The 21,115-nt window shown below is 44.0% G+C and carries 19 protein-coding genes; 7 read left to right on the plus strand and 12 right to left on the minus strand.

The genetic code is table 11. From position 1 onward, the window contains the following. Window positions 1-26 precede the first annotated feature (26 nt). Window positions 27-812, plus strand: coding sequence for a DUF975 family protein (locus tag FC15_RS05695; protein ID WP_057824794.1), 786 nt, complete (start codon window positions 27-29; stop codon window positions 810-812). A 34-nt stretch (window positions 813-846) separates the two neighbouring features. Next, window positions 847-1,320, plus strand: coding sequence for a nucleoside 2-deoxyribosyltransferase (locus FC15_RS05700; protein ID WP_057824796.1), 474 nt, complete (start codon window positions 847-849; stop codon window positions 1,318-1,320). 195 nt (window positions 1,321-1,515) lie between these two features. Here the strand turns inward: FC15_RS05700 and FC15_RS05705 are convergent, their stop codons facing one another. The 3 genes from FC15_RS05705 to FC15_RS05715 all read right to left on the minus strand — a co-directional run bounded on the left by FC15_RS05705 (window position 1,516) and on the right by FC15_RS05715 (window position 5,504). After that, on the minus strand, window positions 1,516-2,088 hold the full coding sequence (locus tag FC15_RS05705; RefSeq protein WP_057824798.1) for a dTDP-4-dehydrorhamnose 3,5-epimerase family protein: 573 nt from the start codon (window positions 2,086-2,088) through the stop codon (window positions 1,516-1,518). Window positions 2,089-2,196: 108 nt separating this feature from the next. Next, window positions 2,197-3,867 (minus strand): aryl-sulfate sulfotransferase, encoded by a 1,671-nt coding sequence (locus tag FC15_RS05710; RefSeq protein ID WP_057824800.1) that lies wholly within the window; start codon window positions 3,865-3,867, stop codon window positions 2,197-2,199. 230 nt (window positions 3,868-4,097) lie between these two features. Next, window positions 4,098-5,504 carry a glutathione synthase gene (locus FC15_RS05715; RefSeq protein WP_083479117.1) on the minus strand — a complete coding sequence of 469 codons (1,407 nt, stop codon included), beginning with the start codon at window positions 5,502-5,504 and terminating at the stop codon, window positions 4,098-4,100. A gap of 382 nt (window positions 5,505-5,886) precedes the next feature. Here FC15_RS05715 and FC15_RS05720 point away from each other — a divergent pair, with 382 nt between their 5' ends. Then, on the plus strand, window positions 5,887-8,655 hold the full coding sequence (locus FC15_RS05720; RefSeq protein ID WP_057824802.1) for a cation-translocating P-type ATPase: 2,769 nt from the start codon (window positions 5,887-5,889) through the stop codon (window positions 8,653-8,655). A gap of 34 nt (window positions 8,656-8,689) precedes the next feature. After that, window positions 8,690-8,851, plus strand: a complete 162-nt coding sequence (locus tag FC15_RS09180; protein ID WP_157051250.1) for a hypothetical protein — start codon at window positions 8,690-8,692, stop codon at window positions 8,849-8,851. Window positions 8,852-8,930: 79 nt separating this feature from the next. On the opposite strand, the gene map is transcribed toward FC15_RS09180, so the two are convergent. The 4 genes from map to FC15_RS05740 form a co-directional block, all read right to left on the minus strand. Further along, a complete protein-coding gene (gene map, locus FC15_RS05725) occupies window positions 8,931-9,728 on the minus strand; it encodes a type I methionyl aminopeptidase (protein WP_057824805.1) in 798 nt (265 codons plus the stop codon). Window positions 9,729-10,807: 1,079 nt separating this feature from the next. Beyond that, entirely contained in the window at window positions 10,808-11,452 is a 645-nt protein-coding gene (locus FC15_RS05730) for a deoxynucleoside kinase (protein WP_057824807.1), read from the minus strand. A gap of 480 nt (window positions 11,453-11,932) precedes the next feature. After that, entirely contained in the window at window positions 11,933-12,577 is a 645-nt protein-coding gene (locus FC15_RS05735) for an HD domain-containing protein (protein WP_162258408.1), read from the minus strand. Window positions 12,578-12,771: 194 nt separating this feature from the next. Continuing rightward, window positions 12,772-13,011, minus strand: coding sequence for a CsbD family protein (locus tag FC15_RS05740; protein ID WP_057824810.1), 240 nt, complete (start codon window positions 13,009-13,011; stop codon window positions 12,772-12,774). 203 nt (window positions 13,012-13,214) lie between these two features. On the opposite strand from FC15_RS05740, the gene FC15_RS05745 reads away from it, so the two are divergent. Continuing rightward, window positions 13,215-13,628, plus strand: coding sequence for a VOC family protein (locus FC15_RS05745; protein ID WP_057824812.1), 414 nt, complete (start codon window positions 13,215-13,217; stop codon window positions 13,626-13,628). Between the two features lie 102 nt (window positions 13,629-13,730). Here FC15_RS05745 and FC15_RS09360 read toward each other — a convergent pair whose 3' ends face one another. The 5 genes from FC15_RS09360 to FC15_RS05765 all read right to left on the minus strand — a co-directional run bounded on the left by FC15_RS09360 (window position 13,731) and on the right by FC15_RS05765 (window position 18,644). Continuing rightward, window positions 13,731-14,375, minus strand: a complete 645-nt coding sequence (locus tag FC15_RS09360; RefSeq protein WP_235803346.1) for a type 2 periplasmic-binding domain-containing protein — start codon at window positions 14,373-14,375, stop codon at window positions 13,731-13,733. A gap of 131 nt (window positions 14,376-14,506) precedes the next feature. Then, on the minus strand, window positions 14,507-15,361 hold the full coding sequence (locus tag FC15_RS09365) for an extracellular solute-binding protein (protein ID WP_235803347.1): 855 nt from the start codon (window positions 15,359-15,361) through the stop codon (window positions 14,507-14,509). Between the two features lie 26 nt (window positions 15,362-15,387). Beyond that, window positions 15,388-16,302, minus strand: a complete 915-nt coding sequence (locus FC15_RS05755; RefSeq protein ID WP_057824814.1) for a carbohydrate ABC transporter permease — start codon at window positions 16,300-16,302, stop codon at window positions 15,388-15,390. A 15-nt stretch (window positions 16,303-16,317) separates the two neighbouring features. Further along, complete coding sequence (locus tag FC15_RS05760) at window positions 16,318-17,265, minus strand: ABC transporter permease (RefSeq protein WP_146979143.1); 948 nt, start codon at window positions 17,263-17,265, stop codon at window positions 16,318-16,320. A 101-nt stretch (window positions 17,266-17,366) separates the two neighbouring features. Beyond that, window positions 17,367-18,644, minus strand: coding sequence for an alpha-L-fucosidase (locus FC15_RS05765; RefSeq protein WP_057824816.1), 1,278 nt, complete (start codon window positions 18,642-18,644; stop codon window positions 17,367-17,369). Between the two features lie 64 nt (window positions 18,645-18,708). On the opposite strand from FC15_RS05765, the gene FC15_RS05770 reads away from it, so the two are divergent. Both FC15_RS05770 and FC15_RS05775 read left to right on the plus strand, forming a co-directional pair. After that, window positions 18,709-18,975, plus strand: coding sequence for a hypothetical protein (locus FC15_RS05770; RefSeq protein WP_057824818.1), 267 nt, complete (start codon window positions 18,709-18,711; stop codon window positions 18,973-18,975). Window positions 18,976-19,181: 206 nt separating this feature from the next. Further along, window positions 19,182-19,937, plus strand: a complete 756-nt coding sequence (locus tag FC15_RS05775) for a YesL family protein (protein ID WP_057824819.1) — start codon at window positions 19,182-19,184, stop codon at window positions 19,935-19,937. Window positions 19,938-21,115: the final 1,178 nt, after the last annotated feature.

Consider the following 21,115-nt stretch of genomic DNA (forward strand, 5'->3'; position numbering starts at 1 on the left):
ACCGATAGATTAAAGGAGGAATTCGCATGGACCCATTTTTGACCCGACCACAGATTAAAAAAGCTGCTAGAAATACCATGAAGGGGCATTTCGGTACGGCTTTCGCATTAACTTGGCTTCAATCGATTGGCGTGATTGTCTTAATGGTAATCATTGGTATTTCGGTTGCGATCTTTGGTTATCTGTTCCAAACGGATGCCAGTTTTCACGCCAGCATTACCGAGCTATTTAAGACACCCAAAGTAAGCGTCACGCGAAACTATGGCGGTGCAAATTCTACCGTCTCATTTGGATCGTCACTGATCAGCACGCTGATTGCGACTGGAATTTCATTCTCGTCACTTGAATGGTTACGATTACCAAAGGGCGAAGTGATTGAACGACCATTTGTGAAGGCTTTTCAAGGATTCACCTTCAAATATTTGTTAGGTGTTATCGTTTTATATTTCTTAACGGCAATCATCCAATCCATCGGCTATTTTCTCTTGGTGATTCCCGGGATTCTCGCAACTTATGGCCTTCGCATCGTTTATTTACTCTACCACGATCAAGGCGACAAGATCGGTTACTTCAAGCTCATTCGATTGAGCTGGGAAATGATGCGTGGTCATAAATTCGATCTCTTCATCTTCGAGCTGAGCTTCTTCTGGTGGTATCTCGGCATCGTCATCACCGGCGGCTTGCTGGGATTGTATTTCTATCCCTATCACAACCTCGCCTTCGCTGGCTTTTACGATAATCTGTATCGTCACAGCGATCTCATCGAACAAACACAGGAAGAAGTCGCCGACGACGATTTTCCAGAATACTAAATGATCACGTTCATCGTGGAAAGGAAGTTTTCAAATGCATTTCTATTTTGCCAATGGTCTATTTTCTCAAGCTGACTTCAACTTTAACGCACAACTCGCTGCCAAAATTCGTAAGCTCTCACCTGAGATTGATCTCTATTTGCCACAAGAGAATGCCGCAATCAACGATAAACAAAGCTACGCAGATTCGAAAATGATTGCTGCAGCGGATACCGAAGAAGTCTTGAAGAGTGATCTGATGATTGCCATCTTGGACGGTCCCGTCATCGATGCTGGCGTTGCCAGTGAAATTGGCGTGGCGTACGCCAAGGAAATTCCTATCTTCGGGTTGTACACCGACTCGCGTCAGCAAGGTGCCAATAACCAACGGAAGCTTCAAGCTTTGGCAGAAATTGCAGAGAACCAATTCCATTATCTGAACCTTTATACCACTGGCTTGATCAAGCTTAACGGCGAGATTTTCAATCACGAAAACGACCTTTTAAAAGCCATCCGCGATTTTATTTAGATCAATTGCTGAACAGACTCAGCAAAGCGCCACTTCCCGAATTGAAGGAAGTGGCGCTTTTTCGGTTCTGAGCATTTTTCAACCCAGATTTACATTTTCGGCAGCCACAATCTCATTGCGGTCAAAATAAAACAAGAACCTTAGCGCTAGCTCGTGGCTAGCTTCAAGGTTCTTGCTTTTCGTTGATGCCGAATCTTATTTAAGTTGATCCAGCAATTCTTGTAGGGTTGGTGCTTTTGAATCTTTCTCAGAAATTTGGTCACGATCTGCGGGATCAATTTCAATTGGCCAGTCGATGCCTAATTTCACGTCTAGTGGTGTCAACGCCACACCTGTCATGCCAGAAACCCATTCATTATCAAACAGGTAGAGATATTCTGTCCCCTCTTCGAGTGCTTGGAAACCATTGCAGACGCCTTGTGGCACGAAGACTTGAACACCTGGTGTGAGTTTAACAGTGACGACTGCACCGAGTGTCTTACTATCCGCACGGGTATCAACATACGCACCAAACGCTGAACCATAAGCAACGGTCACGAGCTTCGACATTGCTTCACCATGAAGACCACGAACCGCGCCACGCTTGGTTCTGGTCAGGTTAACTTGCTGCCATGGATGAAGGGTGTCTGGTAAAACTTCGGAATGGCTGCTTTCACGATAGAGTTCGCGAACAGTACCGCGATCATCGGTTACCGTTTTGATGTGGATGACTTTAAGCCCATCAATTGCTGAATCTGAACTAGAAAATGGATTAATTTGTAATGTCATATTGTGCTCCCATATTTTCTTTTTCTTTAATTTTCGCACTTTGTCCAGCAAACATCAACCCAGATTCGTCGATCAAACGTTGTGGCTTTAATGAGATCAATTAGTCGATCACTCATAGGTTTGTGTATTTTTTTGATGCGTTGGGTACAGTGAGAAGCGCTCTGAACGATAGGTATAACCTTTCGTCCCTAGATTGCTCAGTTCGACATCGAAAACAGGTTGATTAGTCGTCTGGTCGACTTCGATAATGTTACTGTGAGCCCCACTATCAAGATACCCGAAGCACAACAGCCGGTTGGTTGCGCTCAGATAACGGGCAGAGCCGATGATTGGGCTAAAGTTAGCCTTACCGAGGCTCTGACCATACGCCCACGTTTGTGTGATCGTTTTTGTTTTTTCATTGAGCGTATACTGAATTCCTTCCGAATATTTTCCAGAAGTCTTCTTAGGGCCATTGACAATGGCAATATTGTTGTTAAATAAGATCAAAGTCTTTTTCGAGGCCGTCTTAGTGGGTAACAAGATTGCTGCGTGTTGCCCGCCTGGATAACTCGTTTTACCAGTGATCTTCAATAACTTATCCCGATAACTCAGCGGCCAACTTGCTGCCTTCTGACCAGAAAACAGCCACTTGATCTGCAACGTTTTATAATCAAGCTTCATCACTAAATCTTGGTGGCGACTAGAGATCACAATACTTTGATCTGTCTGATCATAGTAAATCGAGTTCTGATGAAGCCAATCGATTTTACCATCCGAACGCTTCATCGCATCAAAATCTTGCCACATTTTTGTCGGTAAGATTTTTTTCATATCAATGACCTTGGTAATCTTACCGGTCTTGTGCGAGACTTGCACCATCGTATCTTCAATATACTTGTTGCCCCCATCAGAGACTGTCAGCAACAAATCTTTGTTGGGTAACTCAATCGCGTCATGATGGACAACCGTCACATCGTCATCCTTTGCTTGACTATTAGAACTCTTCGTCTTCCCTGAAAAATGATATTCGCGGTAAACCCGGCCTAAATAGTCGGTCTCCAACAATTCGTTATAAACCAGGGCCTGATTGTTCCTTTTGGCCAACCGTAACAAATGCCCATTCTGCAAGACTTTGAACACATGTTGTGAATAGTCAGTGCTATACCAACGAATTTCACCATCCGCATCGATTGCGAAAGGTTGCTTGGTGGTACGAACGACGAAAGTTAATTTATCATCGCCAATCACCATTTTTTGTTTGTCGGCCGTCTTAACATTAATCTTGATTGTGGCCAATGCGGTTGGTAACTTCGCCGTTTGTATATGTAGCGTCTGGTGCGTCGTTGTCCCGTTCTTCTGTTTAATTGTCAGCCGCACTTCGTTGTTGGTCGCCGCATACAAGCCTAACACCGACAACTGATGCTTCGTCCGATAGCCGGGATAGGTCGTTTTAATCGATGTTTTTGCCGTCTTCCCCACCACTTCTAAGCTCACCTGACTCGCCTTCGCGGTTTGAAAAATCACCAGAGCTGTCAATGGTGACGTTTGATAGGGGTTTACCTTGATATAAGGTTGGGCTGCGATATACTTTTCAGAATTTAATGCCTGTTGGTAGGTCTTGGTCAGCGCGGCCTGTTGCTGTTGCCGTGTGGTGATCAACTCACTCGCCAAATTTTTCCGAATTTGTGCTGCTGACAAAGTTTCTCGATACTGATACAAATGCCAGCCAACCAATGCACCGGCCACTACCACGATCAAACTCAACGCGCTTAGCCACCAAATTTTTCGTCGTTTCAAACTCAATAACCTCCAAAAAATTGATTGTTCCCCCGCCTAGCCACAATAATACCTTTAATTATCCTAACACATGATTGAAAGATTTTTCAGAAGGAATTTTGACTTTTTTTATATGAAATTAAGAATTTTTTGTGTTGCTGCTTTGTCAGCTTGCGAATAAAATAATCATCCTGCAAAAAGCTGCCCGTGCAGAACGCCTTTGCAAGATGATTTTTGACTGTGGTGCTTATTTAATTTGCAATATTATCTTCTGGTAATTCTGGAGAATCTGGAATCACCAATGAGGGCAGATTGACATGTGCCTGTCGCTGATATCGATCAAACAAATCACGTTGTAATTGATTGTGCGGTGGGCACGGTTCAGCGGCAAATCCACGATAAACAGGCGAGGGATTCAGCTGTGATAACAACTGAAATTCAGCCGCAAGTTGTAAGCCATACTGACTCAACGAATTTTGACGAATACGTGGTAACAATTGACCGGAAGTTGTTAAGTTAGGTCGGCGAATGGCTTCAATCATTCGCCGCAGCATTGCCGTATATTCGGGTGCCAAGTTGGCACGCCGCACTAGTTTTTGTAGTTGGTGTAGCAGATTCAAGGCATCCTGTTGTTGACAACAACTGCGATACGGATGTTCCAATGAGACTTGGTCGTTCTTAAAACTCGCGGCAGTTAGCGCTTCCGGATCCTGACTCGGTGAGACCATGAAGTAAAACGCCATTAGCTGAATCAGCAATAACGTGTCGCGCTGAATCCCGATGTCACTGACTGGATCGAGGTCCAGCATTCGCAGCTCGATGTGGCTAACGCCCTCAGCCAACATGGCGTCCAAACCAGCCATATGGCGCAAACGCACGGGCTCATGATAAGCCGATGCCGCCAATAACTCATCACTAGCTACGCCCGCCTTGATTCTGTCGATGTAGGCTTCAACGGAGCGATAATCGCCTTTAAACTCTTGTGCGTAACCGTACCCGTATTCGCGAGAATTGCGAAGTGAGCGCACCGGTTGCTCTGGTAATTGACTGAGATAATGTTGCTCGGCAATTGGACTGGCACCCTTTAAGTAGGTCAACAGCCAACGGTAATGCATGAACCCCACGGCTTGTTTCAACATCAAGTCATCTCTGACCCGCTGCTGTTTACGCCGCATCCGCAATGCAATTGCATTTGTCCACGCCGTCGTCGGTCCTAAGTTGACATGAATACCAGACGCCGCCCCATCGAGTTTGCCAAAACGGCGACTGATTTCTTCAAAATAAGCTACCTTCTTCGGACTATCATTGGCGTAAACCAATTCACTGTGATCCGCTGTTAACTTCGGCGGCATCGAAAATGGCCACAGATACTCTCCTGCCGCCAACGCCGCACGCAGGGTGTGATCTAAAGCTCGTGCATCGTGTAAAACTTGATCAATCGAACCAGCAACAGGTGTGATCAACTCGCTTTGTGACTCGAAGAAATCATTTTTTAAATACGGATTGCGGCTCTGTTCACCGAGCATCGCCGGATAAGGCGCTTGACTGATGTAACCTTCCGAATCGATTCGGTGCCGCTCGACTTCCAGTCCCCAAGTAAATCCGCGGGCAAAATCACCCACGCCTAATTTCAAAATTGATTTACCGTAGTCGTCCATTGGTTATGCCTCCAGTGTTGAAATTGATTATTTTTGATTGTCTATTTCTTCCAATAACTTATTATCTCTATTGTCCTACCATTATCGTAGCTCACTGGTCGCTGTCAATTCTAGAAATATGCTGTTGAAGTTGGCTCATTGGATCGACGTCTTGCGATGACTAATCATCGAACCGCCGAAAACCAAGTGATTCATGGCTTCGTGGGAGTTTGGCTCCTTCATCTTTGAAATAATCAATTTTAGCACCGAAATTGTTTTACTTTTCTCTGGAAATGGTTATGATAAGACATGTTCCAAGATAGAAATTTATAACTGAAAACGTTTATTACCTTTGATTATTCAATTATTCTTCTATTTTATGCATTTTGAAAAGAGGGTATTCATGATGGCAGAACAAAAAACGGGACGCGACTTCGCCGCAGCGGAGCTTCAAAGCGTCTACCAAGATCTAAAGTCGACGCCATCCGGGATTACTTCAGAAGAGGCTGCTAAACGGCTCGCCGAAGTGGGACCGAACACGATCCAAAAACGTCAGAAAGAATCACAGCTCAAACTATTTGCCAAAAATTTCATCAGTTTAATGGCAATACTGCTCTGGGTTAGTGGGTTCATCGCAATCATCGCGGGGACCACTGAACTGGGGATTGCTATTTGGTGCGTCAATCTGATCAACGGCTGTTTCAGCTACTATCAGCAACGCGCCGCTCAAAAAGCAACCGATTCACTACTCAAAATGTTGCCATCTTACACCAAGGTGCTCCGCAATGGTGAACCGCAACAAATTGAGACTTCTCAAATGGTCCCCGGCGATGTTTTTTTGCTCCAAGCCGGTGACGCCGTACCAACCGACGCACGAATCATCGAGGCAACTTCATTACAAGTTGATGAGTCGGCATTGACGGGCGAATCTGTACCTGAGTCTAAGATTGCAGCGTACCACGCAGGCGAAGGTCAGTTTGCGGAGAGCAATTTGATTTACGCAGGAACCAACGTCGGCAGCGGCACGGCAACGGCAATCACCTTATTCACCGGAATGGCAACTGAATTTGGTAAAATTGCCAAGTTAACACATAACCAGAGACGCTCGATCAGCCCGCTTCAGCTGGAATTAAATCGATTAACAAAACAAATTTCGATGATTGCCATCGCGATTGGGACTGCCTTTTTCATCGCCGCCATTTTCTTCGTCAAGTATCCGGTGGCCCAATCATTTATTTTTGCCTTAGGGATGATCGTTGCCTTTATTCCTGAGGGCTTGTTGCCAACGGTGACCCTGTCACTGGCACGTGGTGTTCAACGAATGGCGAAGAATCACGCCTTAGTCAAGGATCTTGATAGCATCGAAACGCTTGGTGAGACTACCGTGATCTGCTCGGACAAGACCGGAACACTCACGCAGAATCAAATGACGATCGATCATGTCTGGCTACCAAGTAAAACTTACGATGTGACGGGTAAGGGCTATGCTAACAATGGGAAAATCCAATACCAGGGACAAGACATTACGCTGGCACAAGAGCCCGACCTCGAACGCTTGATCAAAGTCGCCGCGTTGGATAACGACACCGAGGTTCAAATGGTCGATGGTAAAGCCAAGATCTTAGGCACGCCTACTGAAGCATCGTTGATTATTCTGGCGCAAAAGGCTGGTTTCGATCTCACTCAGCGCCAGAAACAATTCCCACGACTCAAAGAGTTTCCCTTCGATTCAGAACGCAAACGCATGTCCACCATCCATCAAATCGATTCACAACATGCTCGACTTTGTTTGAAAGGCTCACTAAGTGATACGTTGAAATGGTGTCCTTATCTTCTAGATCAAGGAAAAATTCGGCCGTTGACACCAGAAGATCGTGCGAACATCGATCGGATCAATCAGACCTATGCCTCACAAGGTCTACGGTCAATGGCGATTGCCTATCGTGACTTTGATGCCCAAACCACGACTGATCAAATCCAGCAATTATCAATCGAGACAGCCGAACAAGAACTTGTCTTTGTTGGTCTCGTTGCCATGTCCGATCCGCCCCGAGAAGAAGTGTTCGACGCCGTCAAAAAGTGTCATGAAGCCCATATTAAGATCATCATGGTCACTGGTGACAGCACCCTAACGGCGAAATCCATCGCCACGCAGATAGGAATCGTCAGCGATCGGGCTCGCGTCATTACCGGAACCGAGTTGGATCAGATGAGTGAAGATGATTTAAGCGCGGCGCTAGCCGGTGAAGTGATTTTCGCCCGAGTTGCGCCTGAACAGAAATATAAAATCGTCTCAACCTTACAAGCACGCGGCGAAATCGTTGCGTCGACCGGGGATGGCGTCAATGACGCACCTGCCCTCAAGAAAGCAGATATTGGCGTGGCCATGGGTAAAATGGGCACCGATGTCGCAAAAGATGCCGCCGATATGATTCTGACCGATGATAACTTTGCCTCGATCGTCGCTGCAATCGAAGAAGGTCGTGCCGTTTACAGCAATATTCAAAAATTCTTGATCTACATCTTAACTTCGAATGTTCCCGAAGCAATGCCTTCAATTCTCTTCTTATTCAGTCGTGGTTTGATTCCACTTCCATTGACTGTCATGCAGATTTTGACTGTTGATTTAGGAACTGACTTAATTCCTGCCATCGGCTTGGGCTCCGAGCAAGCTGAACCAGGCATTATGAAACAGCCGCCACGTCGTCGTGATGCCCATCTTTTGAACAAGTCGGTGATCTGGAAAGCCTTCGCGTGGTATGGCTTGATTGCCTCGGCAATTTCCACATTTTCCTACTTCTTTACCAACCTGCAAAATGGCTGGCCTCAAGTTCCACTCTTTAGCACAGGGTACAACTACCGGGAAGCAACCACAATGACACTTGCTGCCATCGTCTTCACGCAGATTGCCGCAGTGATGAATTGTCGCACTCAGCGTGCCTCGGTCTTCAGCAACGGTCTCTTCTCGAATCGGTTGATCTGGTTCGGTATTTTCTTTGAAGTCGCTCTGTTGGCCACACTGGTTTACACACCATTCCTGCAGGATCTCTTCAACACCGCAACACTGAATGGACGCGACTGGCTCTTCTTGATTACAATTCCAATCCCACTCTTCTTAATTGAAGAAGCCCGCAAGTTCATCTCAAGAAAAATAGCGACAAACACGCACTAGTTGCGAATTAAATGACCTTCACTGGAGGATTCAAATGACCACCTATCTTGCTCTATTATTGGTTATTGATCTGATTTTATTGATCATTGCGCTGAAAACTCATCACAAAAAACTATTCTGGGTGGTTGGCTTTCTGACCACGTTCCTGATCCTAGTTGTGTTGTGGCTCGTCTTAGTCCTGATCCCAGCCATGTGATTCAAAAAAGCTGTTAAATTGCGAGCGGAGTAAATCCGTTGCAATCTAACAGCTTTTTGTTTTTGAAGTCGGAATGAGATTAAAGATACTTGGCGTCTTCAATTGGGTCTTGAGAAGTCAAAATCTTTGGACCATCTTTGGTAATCGCGATCGTATGCTCATATTGTGAGGACCAACCACCATCAGCCGTCACGTAATATTCCCAAGAATCATTAGGATCATTAACTTCCTTACTCATGATCTGCCAAGTTCCCTCGTTGATCATGGGCTCGATCGTAATCGTCATGCCCTCTTTAAGACGCAACCCTTTGCCAGGTTCGCCATAAGCAGGAACGTTAGGTTGTTCGTGCATCGTTGGTTGGATACCGTGTCCAATTAAGTCGCGCACGTCGCCATAGCCATTCTCGTTTTCGGTATAATTCTGAATCGCCCAGCCAATATCACCGAGACGATTGCCGATAACACACTGGTCAATACCAAGATAGAGGGCCTTCTTAGTCACATCCATCAGCTTTTGAATCTTAGGACTCACTTCGCCAACCGCATAACTCCAGCAAGAATCGCTCTGATAACCATCCAAGCTGACTGTCATATCGACCTTGACCAAGTCACCTTTTTTTAAAATTAAATTCTTACGAGGCGTCGCATGCGCCACTTCATCGTTGACCGCGACACAAGTGGCATACTTGTAACCCTCAAAACCTTTTTCAGAGGGAACACCACCGTGACTCGTAATATAATGATCAGCAAACTCTTCAATTTCGAATGAAGAAATACCGGGCTTAATAATATCGCGCAAACCGACATGAACTGCAGCTAAAAGTGCTCCAGACTTACGCATACCTTCGATTTCTCGTGGGGATTTCAATGTAATCAATTTATGTTGCCTCCGTTCAGATTCAATTATACTCTAATGAAAATAATTTGAAAGTTGAGAGTGTGGAAGCCCACGGGTTTAATTCGAGGATTAACATGATTCAAACTTGAATCTGGTCTTAGATTCGAGTTTGAATGGTGTTAACCGGAAAATTAAGTGGGCTGTAACACGTTTAGAGTGTGGAACAACGCGCTTTGCTTCTGAGCATTAACGATAATTTCTGAATGATTCGTGTAGCGAATCGTTTGGAAATTGTGGTTAAGCGCAAGAAGCTGCCTTGTGCAACACGTTTAGAGTGTGGAAGCCCACGGGTTGAATTCGAGGATTAACATGATTCAAACTTGAATCTGGTTTTAGATTCGAGTTTGAATGGTGTTAACCGGAAAATTCAGTGGGCTGCAACACGTTTCAGAGTGTGGAACAACGCGCTTTGCTTCTGAGCATTAACGATAATTTCTGAATGATTCGTGTAGCGAATCGTTTGGAAATTGTGGTTAAGCGCAAGAAGCTGCCTTGTGCAACACGTTTAGAGTGTGGAACAAGGCGCTTTGCTTATGGTCCGTCAGTCCGCTGCGCGGAAAGTAGTTGCCTTCGCTATGGGGCCGGCTTCAGGTTTTCAGAAACGTGTTCTGTCAGGCAGTCATTTCCGCTTAACAACAATTAACGGAATATTTGTGATACAAATCTTTCGTTAATTATCGTTAATGCTCAATGCCTAACCGCCTGACGTCACACTCTGAAAATCTTCCGCCTTCGATTTGAGCTTCTGTTTCACAGAATCTCAAATACGACCCTGCAGTAAGTTCGCGAAAGCAAGCTTTCGCAAACAACTGCATTTCACAGCGCAACAACAACTTTCCGCTACGCTCCCTGACTCAGTTGGAAATGCGGCACTGGCTTTTAAAATCAAGTCAGCAAACCTACGATAATCACTTCAGCAAGCGATTCACTCGTGATGTCGACACAGAAATCACGGTGAAAAGTGGTCAGCAAGTTATAAAAACATGATTAGCGTACTCTAATCACAAAAAAGATGGCAATCACCATCTTTTATTTTTCACTGGGTTATTCACGTGAATCTATAGTTTACCCATTTCTCTTAACTTATCTTTGATCTGCTTGATAACCACTTGACGATCTTCAGGGTTCTCCACGAAATCATACTTGTCACCATCAATTCGAATCTTTGGTGAGTAATCATACTGATCATACCAAGGGCCATAATAGTTCAGAAGATTCTGATAGTATTCGACCAAGGTTGGGTCGTTTTTGATCTGCTCATATGAGCGACCACGTTTGGTGATTCGTTTGATCATCGTGTCATACGAAACGTCGATGTGAACAAGCAGGTCGGGGTTTTTCTTGGGCATGCCTTTGATTTCTTCCATCATGTTAGCCAAGAGATCTTTATAGATTGCGACCTCAGTTTGGTTAGCACGCCCCATATCGGCGTTCATTTGGAAGAAAAGCGCATCTTCATAGATTGAACGGTCGAGAACATTATTATCATCCGCTAAGGCAGCTTTGATACTGTGGAAACGCGTATTCAAGAAATAAATTTGCAACAGAAAAGCATATTTGCTTGGATCTGCATAAAAAAGAGGTAATACAGGATTGTCATCAACACTTTCGTAGAAAGCTTTGGTGCCTAATTCTTTTGCAATCATTCCGGTAAGTGAAGATTTGCCTGCGCCAATTGCGCCACTGAGTACTAAAACTGTCATCACGTTCTTTCCATTCTTTTTAGACTTGATCGTCTATCTAACTATTCGGAATTGCTGGGCGATCATCAATTAATTGCGGGTGGTTCAACGTATTTTAAGTAAAAACGCGCCAAATCACCGCAGGAAAAATAACATTCGTTTTAAAGAACATTCTCCATAATACACAATATATAGCCAATTTTCAATCAATTTTTCAAGATATGGTATTAAAATTCAGAGTGTGGAAGCCCACGGGTTGAATTTGAGGATTAACATGATTCAAACTTGAATCTGGTTTTAGATTCGAGTTTGAATGGTATTAACCGGAAAATTTAGTGGGCTGCAACACGTTTAGAGTGTGGAACAAGGCGCTTTCGAATCGACAATCAATCGATAAAAACTGAATCGACACAATATCGTGTATTTGACGCGCTATATTAATTGATGCGGATATTCCGCTTTGGATCTGTGCGTTACTTGTTTTTTTTCAGACTGGACGGTTTAAAAATTGTTGTCCAGATGCCATTCTGATTTGAATTGCGAGACAAAGGTTTGCATGAAAGTAATGCGCTCATCAGCAATTTTTTTTGCTTCTGGGGTATTCATTAAGTCGCCCAATTTGAACAGCTTTTCGTAAAAATGATTGATCACCGGCGATTTTTGACGATAATCTGCCTTGGTCATCGTCGTTCGCGGTGCGATGTCTGGATCATACATTGGTGCACCGGTGTGAGCACCATAGTAAAAGGCACGGCCAATGCCAATCGCACCCAATGCATCGAGTCGGTCCGCGTCTTGAACGATTTGGCCTTCGAGCGACAATTGATAGTGTTGCTTCAAATTGGCAGAAAAAGACAGGTGAGCGGTAATCGCTGTGATTGCTGCGATTTGGTCGGCAGTCAATCCCGCCTCAGCATAAGTTGTCATGAGTTGCCGGCGGACTGGCGCGATATCGGCGACTAATTTATCATCCAAAATATCATGTGTCCATGCGGCGGACATGGTGATGGCCGCGTCGGCTTCGGGATAATTTGTCAATAAAACGTCGCAGAGTTGTGCCACTCGTTGAATATGCGCAACATCATGGCCGGAATGATCGGTGGCCATTCTTGCCTCGACAAACGCTTGAATTACTTTTGGTGTCATCAACATTTACCTCGTTTATTTTTTGGGGATCCTTTATCGTAGCCTTGCAAACCAGCTTTAATTATATCAGAAAATGCCATAAAAATAACCCGTCACACTGAGGGGGGGCAGTGTGGCGGGTGGTCATCAATCGCGAAAATGGCGCTGCAGCACCTGCGATTGTGTTGAAGGTTTGGTTCATGAGATATTATCTTTTAACGATCTTTTTTATGATCCATGTCGTCTTTTTTATCTTTCAGATCATCGATCCAATCGTTCGCTTTCTCGGCAATTTTGTCCTTAACGTCTTCAAGCTTATCCTTGAGATCGCCTTTGCCTTCCTGCGCCTTGCCTTCAAGTTCTTGACGGTCGTTGCCAGTCATACGTCCAGCAGTTTCCTTCGTCTTGCCAACTAGTTGGTCTTTCTTTGCATCGAGCTTTTCATTATTTGCCATTGAATCACTCCTTTTCATCTGATAACTTCATTATAACAGCTTGGTAAAAGCGCAATCAATTTTAATGCTTGTCCCGTTCAAATAAAAATTCACGGATAGTTAACAGACCTCACGTCACCAATCTTATTTAATGTTTTAAACATATGACCATGAGATAATTAAGATATCTTCCAGACACTTACGAAAAAACGGAGGCGGATTTCATGTCAATAATGGTTTTTGCAAATTTTCCAGTACGTGATTTGGCTAAAGCAACCGATTTTTATACGATGTTGGGTTTCCATCAGAATACGGATTACAGCGACGAGAATGCGAGCGCCATGGTTTGGGACGAGACATTCGTCGTGATGCTGTTGACCCGTGACTTCTATCAAAAATTCATCGGCGATCGTGAAGTCGCTGATCCACACAAAATGAGCGGCGCGTTGGTCAACTTTACACTCGCTTCACCAGACGCCGTTGAGCAATTTGCTGAACGTGCCAAGGCCAATGGTGGCGATGCCTACCAAGCTGTCCCCGAAATGTCCAGTGAACAAATGGTAAGTTATGAGGTCGTCGACATTGACGGCAACATCCTCGAGCCGAACTGGATGGCACCCGTCACGACTAGAGAATAACGAGAGTAAGCAAAAAGAAAGTGGCTGAACCACGCAGTATCGATAACGACGTGGTTCAGCCACTTTTTGGTTGTTTAAATTTGAGATGTCAATCTTAGACGCTTACTTTGCCCAGCGATCATAGGCTTTTTGATAAACCTGAACGTACTTAGAAACGCCCATGCCTTTGATGGTCTTAACATAGTTATCCCAATCGCTCATCGGAGTCACACCGGTAATAAATTTAGCCACTGACTGTTCAACATAAGTTTTGAGGTCGTTCTCAACTGCACTGACATCGCTCTGTTCACTCTTCGTTAAATAAGTGAGTGGGAATGGCACCTTGGCATATGGTGTCACTTTTTGCTCGGTCTCTTGACGAATAAATTTACTAAAGTTGGATAGTGTCGGTGCATCAGCTGTTGGTAATAGCGGATTGTCATCGTTATCAGTTGAGAGTGTTGGAATCGTCAATCCATAGGCAGGTGTAATTTTGCCACGCCGTTCTTCTTTATTATCTGCTGTAATTCCTTTGGCATAGACGCGAACTTGCTTGCCATCTTTGTTCTTCGCATATTTCCAGATCACACCCTCTGGACCATCAGATAAATAGAGTGCGCCTTTTTCACTATAGAAGTAATCAACCCAACGCATAGATGCAGCGGGAGAAGGATTACCTTTTGTAATTGAAAAAGTCCCACGGGTAATTCTCGGGCTGCCTGGTACGACTGCCGTCTTGGAAACGGGACTGGTTAAAGGCTGCCACATTGGATTAGCAATCGACTGCTCTTCAGTTTAACCCGTTGTGAAGTATGAGAAATAATCCGAAAACAGGCCTAATCGATTAGCTTGTCCTTTAGCTTTCTTTTGATCGGACGATTGAGAGAAGGTATCTTTGTCTAATAAGCCATTCTTATCATCTTATTCATAAAAGTCAGGTATGTTTTATAACGATCTGTGGTTGGTGTATAAACCACTTTACCATTATCATTCTTAACTCCTTGTGCTAGCATGCCGAACGCAGACATCATCCACGGACGAATACTCGTCAGTTTGGAATCCGTCAAAGGAATTTCATCCTGCTGACCATTGCCATTAGGATCATCATTCTTGAATCTCATCATCAGATCGTAAAATTCATCGGTCGTTTTAGGTAGCGTGGTTACATTTAACTTCTTTAACCATGCGCCGTTATACCACATTGGTCCCATTGGCCAGATGGCTGTCGCATTTCTGGAGATCAGCGGCAAACTATAGATATGTCCATCTGGCGTCGTAATCGATTTACGAATGCTTGGGTCTGCCTTCAATAACTTCTCAAGATTTGGCGCGTATTTCGGAATTAATTTTTCCAAAGGTAAGAGTTGACCCTGACTACCATAAGTCGTCTCATTTGCCGGGGTCAGATTATCCGTGCCAGCCGCATAGATAATATCCGATAGGTCTTGTGAGGCAAAAGCTAAATTTAACTTAGTAGAAAAATCACTCATTGGCACGGTGTTGTATTTCAAGTTAATATTGGTTTTCTTCGCATAGTCAGTCAAGGTCGGCATATTTTTCCAGTCAGCCATTCCCGTATTGGGTGCCATCAGCGAGATCGTCAGTTTCTTATTAACAATTGGAAATCCAGTCGCATTCACTTTGATATTGCTAGTATTAGTTGCATTGGAATCCTTTTTGGTCGAACAAGCGGCTAGAAATGCTGCAGAAACAAGCAAAATAGATGCTACCTTGATCAAAGTAACTTTTTTCATCGCTATTTCCTCCCAAAATAAATGCCCTATCCCTTCAACGAACCAATCAAAACGCCTTTAACGAAATAACGCTGTAAAAATGGGTAGACGGCGATAATTGGCACGGTCGATACAATCATCACGCCGTATTTAATGATTTCAACCAACTGTTCTTTGCTATATGCTGCTTGAGCAGTCTCTGCGGTTAATCCAGTGCTCGCACCTTGTTGCATATCTTTCAGAACCAAAATCTGCCGAAGAACCATCTGCAATGGATACAGTGACTTATTAGTTAGATAGACCAGTGCGTTGAAATAACTATTCCACTGGCCGGCACCGTAGAATAACGCCATAACTGCGATGATTGGCGCAGAGAGAGGTAAGACTAACCTGAAGAAAATTTGGAAAGTCGACGCGCCGTCTATTTTTGCGGCTTCCTGCATTTCCCAAGGAATCGATGCTTGAAGGAATGACCGCGTCACAATAATGTTATAAACCGACGCGGCGCCGGGTAAGATGATTGCCCAAATGGTATCCATCATTCCCAAAGATTTAACAATTAGATAGGTTGGAATTAACCCACCGTTCAGAAACATCGTCACCAGCATGAAGTTAGTCACCCAAGTCTTACCTTTAAAATCCGGTCTCGAAATCGCATAAGCACACGGAATGGTGATAAAAAGGCTCACGAGTGTTCCCACAAACGTGTAAATAATTGTCATCCCATAACCGCGCCAGATATCGGAATACCGCAAAATCACCTTATAACCGTCGAGATTAAATTTAACCGGGAATAACCACATCTGTCCTGAATTAACACTCTGTGGCGAGCTAACCGATGCACTCAAAAGATAGATCAGCGGATAAAGTACAATCAAAACAGCCAACAAGATAAAAATATTTAAGAAAATTTTGAAAATACGGTCGGCATGGGTGTCCTTGACTAAACGACTATGTTGCATCATCCATCCCTCCTTCTACCACAGACTCGTGTCACTAACCTTGGATGCGATGCGATTCACAACAATTAGCAAAACAGCATTGATCAAGGCATTGAATAACCCAACAGCTGCAGCATAACTGTATTGACCATCTAACAAGCCTTGTTTGTAGACGAAGGTTGCAATGACATTCGAGGATGACATGTTCAACGGATTTTGTAGTAATAAGATTTTTTCATAACCCATTGCGAATAAATTACCCACGTTAAGAATCAACAGAATTACCATTGTGGGCACAATCGCAGGAATATTAATGTGCCAAATACGTTGTAGCTTGCTTGCGCCATCAACAATCGCTTCTTCATGTAAGGCCGGGTCAACACCGGCCAGAGCAGCAAGATAGATCACCGAACCCCACCCTGTTGTTTGCCAGACTCCTGACCAAACATAAATTGTTTTAAACCACCGTGGATCCGACATGAATGAGATAGGCTTGATACCTAAGAATCCAATCAAATGGTTAATGATTCCTGTTGATGGATCAAGAAATGCAATAATCATCCCACCCATCACAACGACAGAAATAAAGTTTGGTGCGTAGGTAATCGTCTGACTGAATTTTTTCGAAAATCCATCCTTCATTTCGTTCAGTGCGAGCGCCAAGATGATTGGCAGTGGGAATCCGACAATTAAATAATAAACCTGAACACCCAGCGTGTTTTTAATGAGATCCCAGAAATAATATGATTTAAAAAATTGATTGAAGTATTTGAAGCCAACCCAAGGACTATTCCAAATGCCTAACGACGGGATATAATCCTTGAACGCAATAATGACGCCATACATCGGTGCGTAACAAAACACGATAAAAAAGATGACTGCCGGTGTAATCAGAACAAATAATTGCCAATCAACCTTGTGTAGCTTCTCCACTTTTTGACGCGCTGGCAAAGTTTGCATCTGATTTTGACTTGCTAACCCCATATTTCTCACTTCCCTATTGATCTCTTCCCGATTGCTTCACTAGCTTAATACCAGGAATCACCATCTTTGAAACGGCTGCTGAAAGTGGCAACATCTGTTTCTCAATGGCTAAATCTACATTTGCCTTCACCCCAAGAACTTGCGCTGCAACCACACGTCTGATACCTAGCGACTTTAATTCGATTGCTCTCGTCTCTCGCCGGGTGAGTCACAAATAAATAGTAGCTTTGGTCATCTTGAGTCAGATATATTTCCTGTTTAGTTGCCCGTTTAAAAATAATTGGTTCAATGGCGTGCGTTCCATAAATCCCCTCTTGATTCTGAGACGTCCATGCACCAAGTTCAGTCAATCGCTGGATAGCTTGCTTGGGCAAGGCACCTTCCGGTTTTGGACCAACGCCGAGTAACAAGTTGCCACCTAAAGAGATGACCTGTAGCAGGCTAAGAATAATTTGTTTAAGCGATTTGTAATGATCATGCGGGACATAGCCCCAGTTATCGGCTAGTGGTAGCCCGCTCTCCCAAACTTCTGTTGGAAGTCGGTCAACACTTGGTATTCGCCGTTCGGGCGTCACGTAATTCTCAAAGCGTCCCCCGCGCGTCCGATCAACAATCAAGATATTGGGTTGAAGCAATCGTATCTCTTCAGCAATCTGTTCGAGTTGCAGGTCTTCTCGCGGCGCACCGACCCAACCCGCATCTAACCATAAGATAGAGAGTCCGCCATAACGACTTGCTAACTCGCGGAGTTGTGCATGAACGAAATCAACATAACGCTGCCAACGTTCGGGTTGTTGCGTGGGCACATAATCCGCATGACGACTTTTAGGGTGATCATCCTTCGTCCAGTAATCCGGATGAAACCAATCAGCCTTAGAGTAATAAGCGCCAGTTTTCAAACCAGCTTGTCGTGCACTGGTCACCAGCGCGCCAAAAATATCAACACCATGATAAGGCGATCCCGTGCCACCAACTTTATAATCAGAAAACTGAGTGTCGTATAAATTGAAACCATCGTGATGTTTAGTGGTAAAAATCAGATACCGAATGCCCGCATGTTTAAAGAGTCGCAGCCATGCTTGTGGATCAAAGTTCTGTGGATCAAAGCCGCTATTCAGTCCCCAATAATCCTGCTTAAGCTGCTTCATGTTCGGGCGAAATGCAGACTTGCCTCGCGCCCATTCATCTTCATCAGATAACTCCCATGATTCAACGATTCCTGCTTTTGCATATAATCCCCAATGCACAAGAACGCCAATTTTATCTGAACTGAATTGTTGTAGACTTGCTCGAACAGCTGCTGTCTCGGGAAAATCCTGCTGAGTTTCTGAATCCTGTGTTGCTGGCTCAATGTCGCCCCTTAATTCTTTCTCAACCATTATCTACCTCCTCCCAATCCTGATTAAAGCTCAAAAAGCAAGCGCTTTTCTGGGGGACTTAATTTTGAAGGCACATCAAAAGATTTATTTAGGCAGCCTCGTTTTTTTACTCATCCTGAACGCTCTAGTCATTTATAAAATGAACGTGCAGCCGGTCTTACTGACTAAAAGCGATCGCCTTGAGATTGAAAAGGTCATTCAAACCAACTATCAAGCAGTTAACGCGGGCAATGTTGATCAATACCTCGAGACTATTTATCCAACCAAACGGTCGACCACCAAGGAAACCATGGCGACTTCAATTCGAGAAGGAAGGTTCAGCTCAAACTGATCACGCTCAACATCGGACACGCTTCTCTGACTCAGGCATCTGTAAATATCACTCAGATAAACACAAACTTGAGTCATTCACATCAAAAGATGTCAGTCGACAGTTATCTGCAATTAAAAAAATATCGAGGTCGGTGGTATATTCAAAACAATCTCGTGACAAGTCAAGTCTCTTTGAAATAAACAGCCGTTTGGAGGAATGGTGAGATGAAAAATTGGTTTATGCAAGCAACCATTAGTATTGGCAAGATCTTAATTTTCGGGTTACTCTTACAATTTTATTTTGTCCTATTTACTTTGCGAGGTGTCATTATCCTAGGTGTGTTCCCAGCACTGGCAACCTGTTTCAAACTCATTATGAGGCGACTCGATCAAGCAGCCGACTTCAGCATTGAGGTTACACCACGAGCCCTGTGGACAGAATTCAGGGCTTTTTATCAAACGTCATTTTTTGAAATTAACAAAATTGGTTATTTGGCATTACTGCCGTTATTCGTTTTAATCATCGATTTTAATATCAATGCCCGTCTACTGGGGTCGTTTCCGATTCAGCTCGGATTACTCTTGCTACTCGTCTTATACGCGGATTTTTTAGTCTATCTCTTCCCGGTTTTTGTGCGTTATCGACTTGATTTCGGTAATTACTTCAAACAAACCTTAGTTGTTTCTGTCATGAATCCTAAGTCATTATTATTGGTGACACTGATGCTCGTCTCGTTATCCTTAGTTTTTGTTATCTTTCCCGCCATCGCCTTATTTGTCTTCATGCCCCTTTATCTCTGGCCGATTACTCGCATCACACTCAGTGCGCTACAAAAATTGAAGTCTCACGATGATGATCCACCCAAAGAATCGTCTAAAAAAACAACACACCCACGAATTATGGACCAAGTATGTCTTCTCCTACCTGATCGTTTTTGTGTTGCCTTTCGTGGTCTTTACCTTGATTTGGTACCTCAATGATTCCGCAATTTATCGACAACAAATCAAAGATAGTGAGATCAGTCAACTCAATCAATTGGATAATAACCTTGATCTCAATCTGACGCATCTCGTTTCGCTCACACAACAAATGTCGATGGATCCAGAATTGATGTTGCGAAATCACAAGGTTGATCCTCTTCAGTATCAACAAGCCTTGCAACGTTATATCGGTGGAAACGTCTTGATCAAGCATCTCTACTTGTACTACAATCAAGATCCACAAGATCTTTATGCAAGCGATGGCACTTATGATGTGGATGCAACACTTGCCAAGTACTCACTGCTATCCCCAGCGGATTTGTCGAATTCGGCGACGATGTTGCACACAAAATCGGCAAAACTTTATTTTATGTCTTCACCTCATACGTCGAAAAATTTTGAGAGCTCACTTTCATTTTTTGTCCCTTTAATGTCCGCTGCCCAAGGCATCCCGTACGGCACTGTGATTATCGGCCTTGATTCTGATCGTCTTCAAGAGATGTTGAATGGTCTCCAGAATCGTCAATCACAACGCGTTTTCCTCTTCAATCAGAATCGCGATGCCTATTTCTCAAGCGATAATACCAAGTTACCCGTGCTGACGAATCCACCTGATTTCACTCGTGCGGCTGAAACTCAGTTTGCATTGAACGACGGCTATCTTCATGCTCGTGTTAAGAATCACTCTTACGGCTATTCGTTGCTTGCCATTCAAAAAAATAATTATAATTTATTGTCGTTGCGTTCTTCGATTTCCCAATTCGCGATCGTCAGCGTTGCCATCTTCATCATCGGTATTATTTCAATTCTAATCACTAATCGACGGCAATACGCCCCCATCAAGCAGATCGAAGCACTGGTCTGGAATCAACCGTCTAAAAACCGACACGGCGAAAACGAATTAGCTGACTTACAGCACTCGATTCGTTTATTCCTAAATGAATCCCGGGAGCTCAAGCAGAACGCTGCGGACCATCTTCCCTTCGTGCAAGAACATCTTATTCGCGAAAAGATCAAAGGACGCTTCGACCTTGAGACCATTAACCATATCGGTCAAAAAGCACAACTTGAATTCCCGTTTCAGCATTTTGTCATTGCACTCGCGCAATTAAAGGAAGTTCCTGCCGATACCAATCTTGATCAAACAATCTTGCAATTTAAATTTCTCAAAAACACCA

This window comes from Lapidilactobacillus concavus DSM 17758, assembly GCF_001435835.1.
GTDB classification, from domain to species: Bacteria; Bacillota; Bacilli; order Lactobacillales; family Lactobacillaceae; genus Lapidilactobacillus; species Lapidilactobacillus concavus.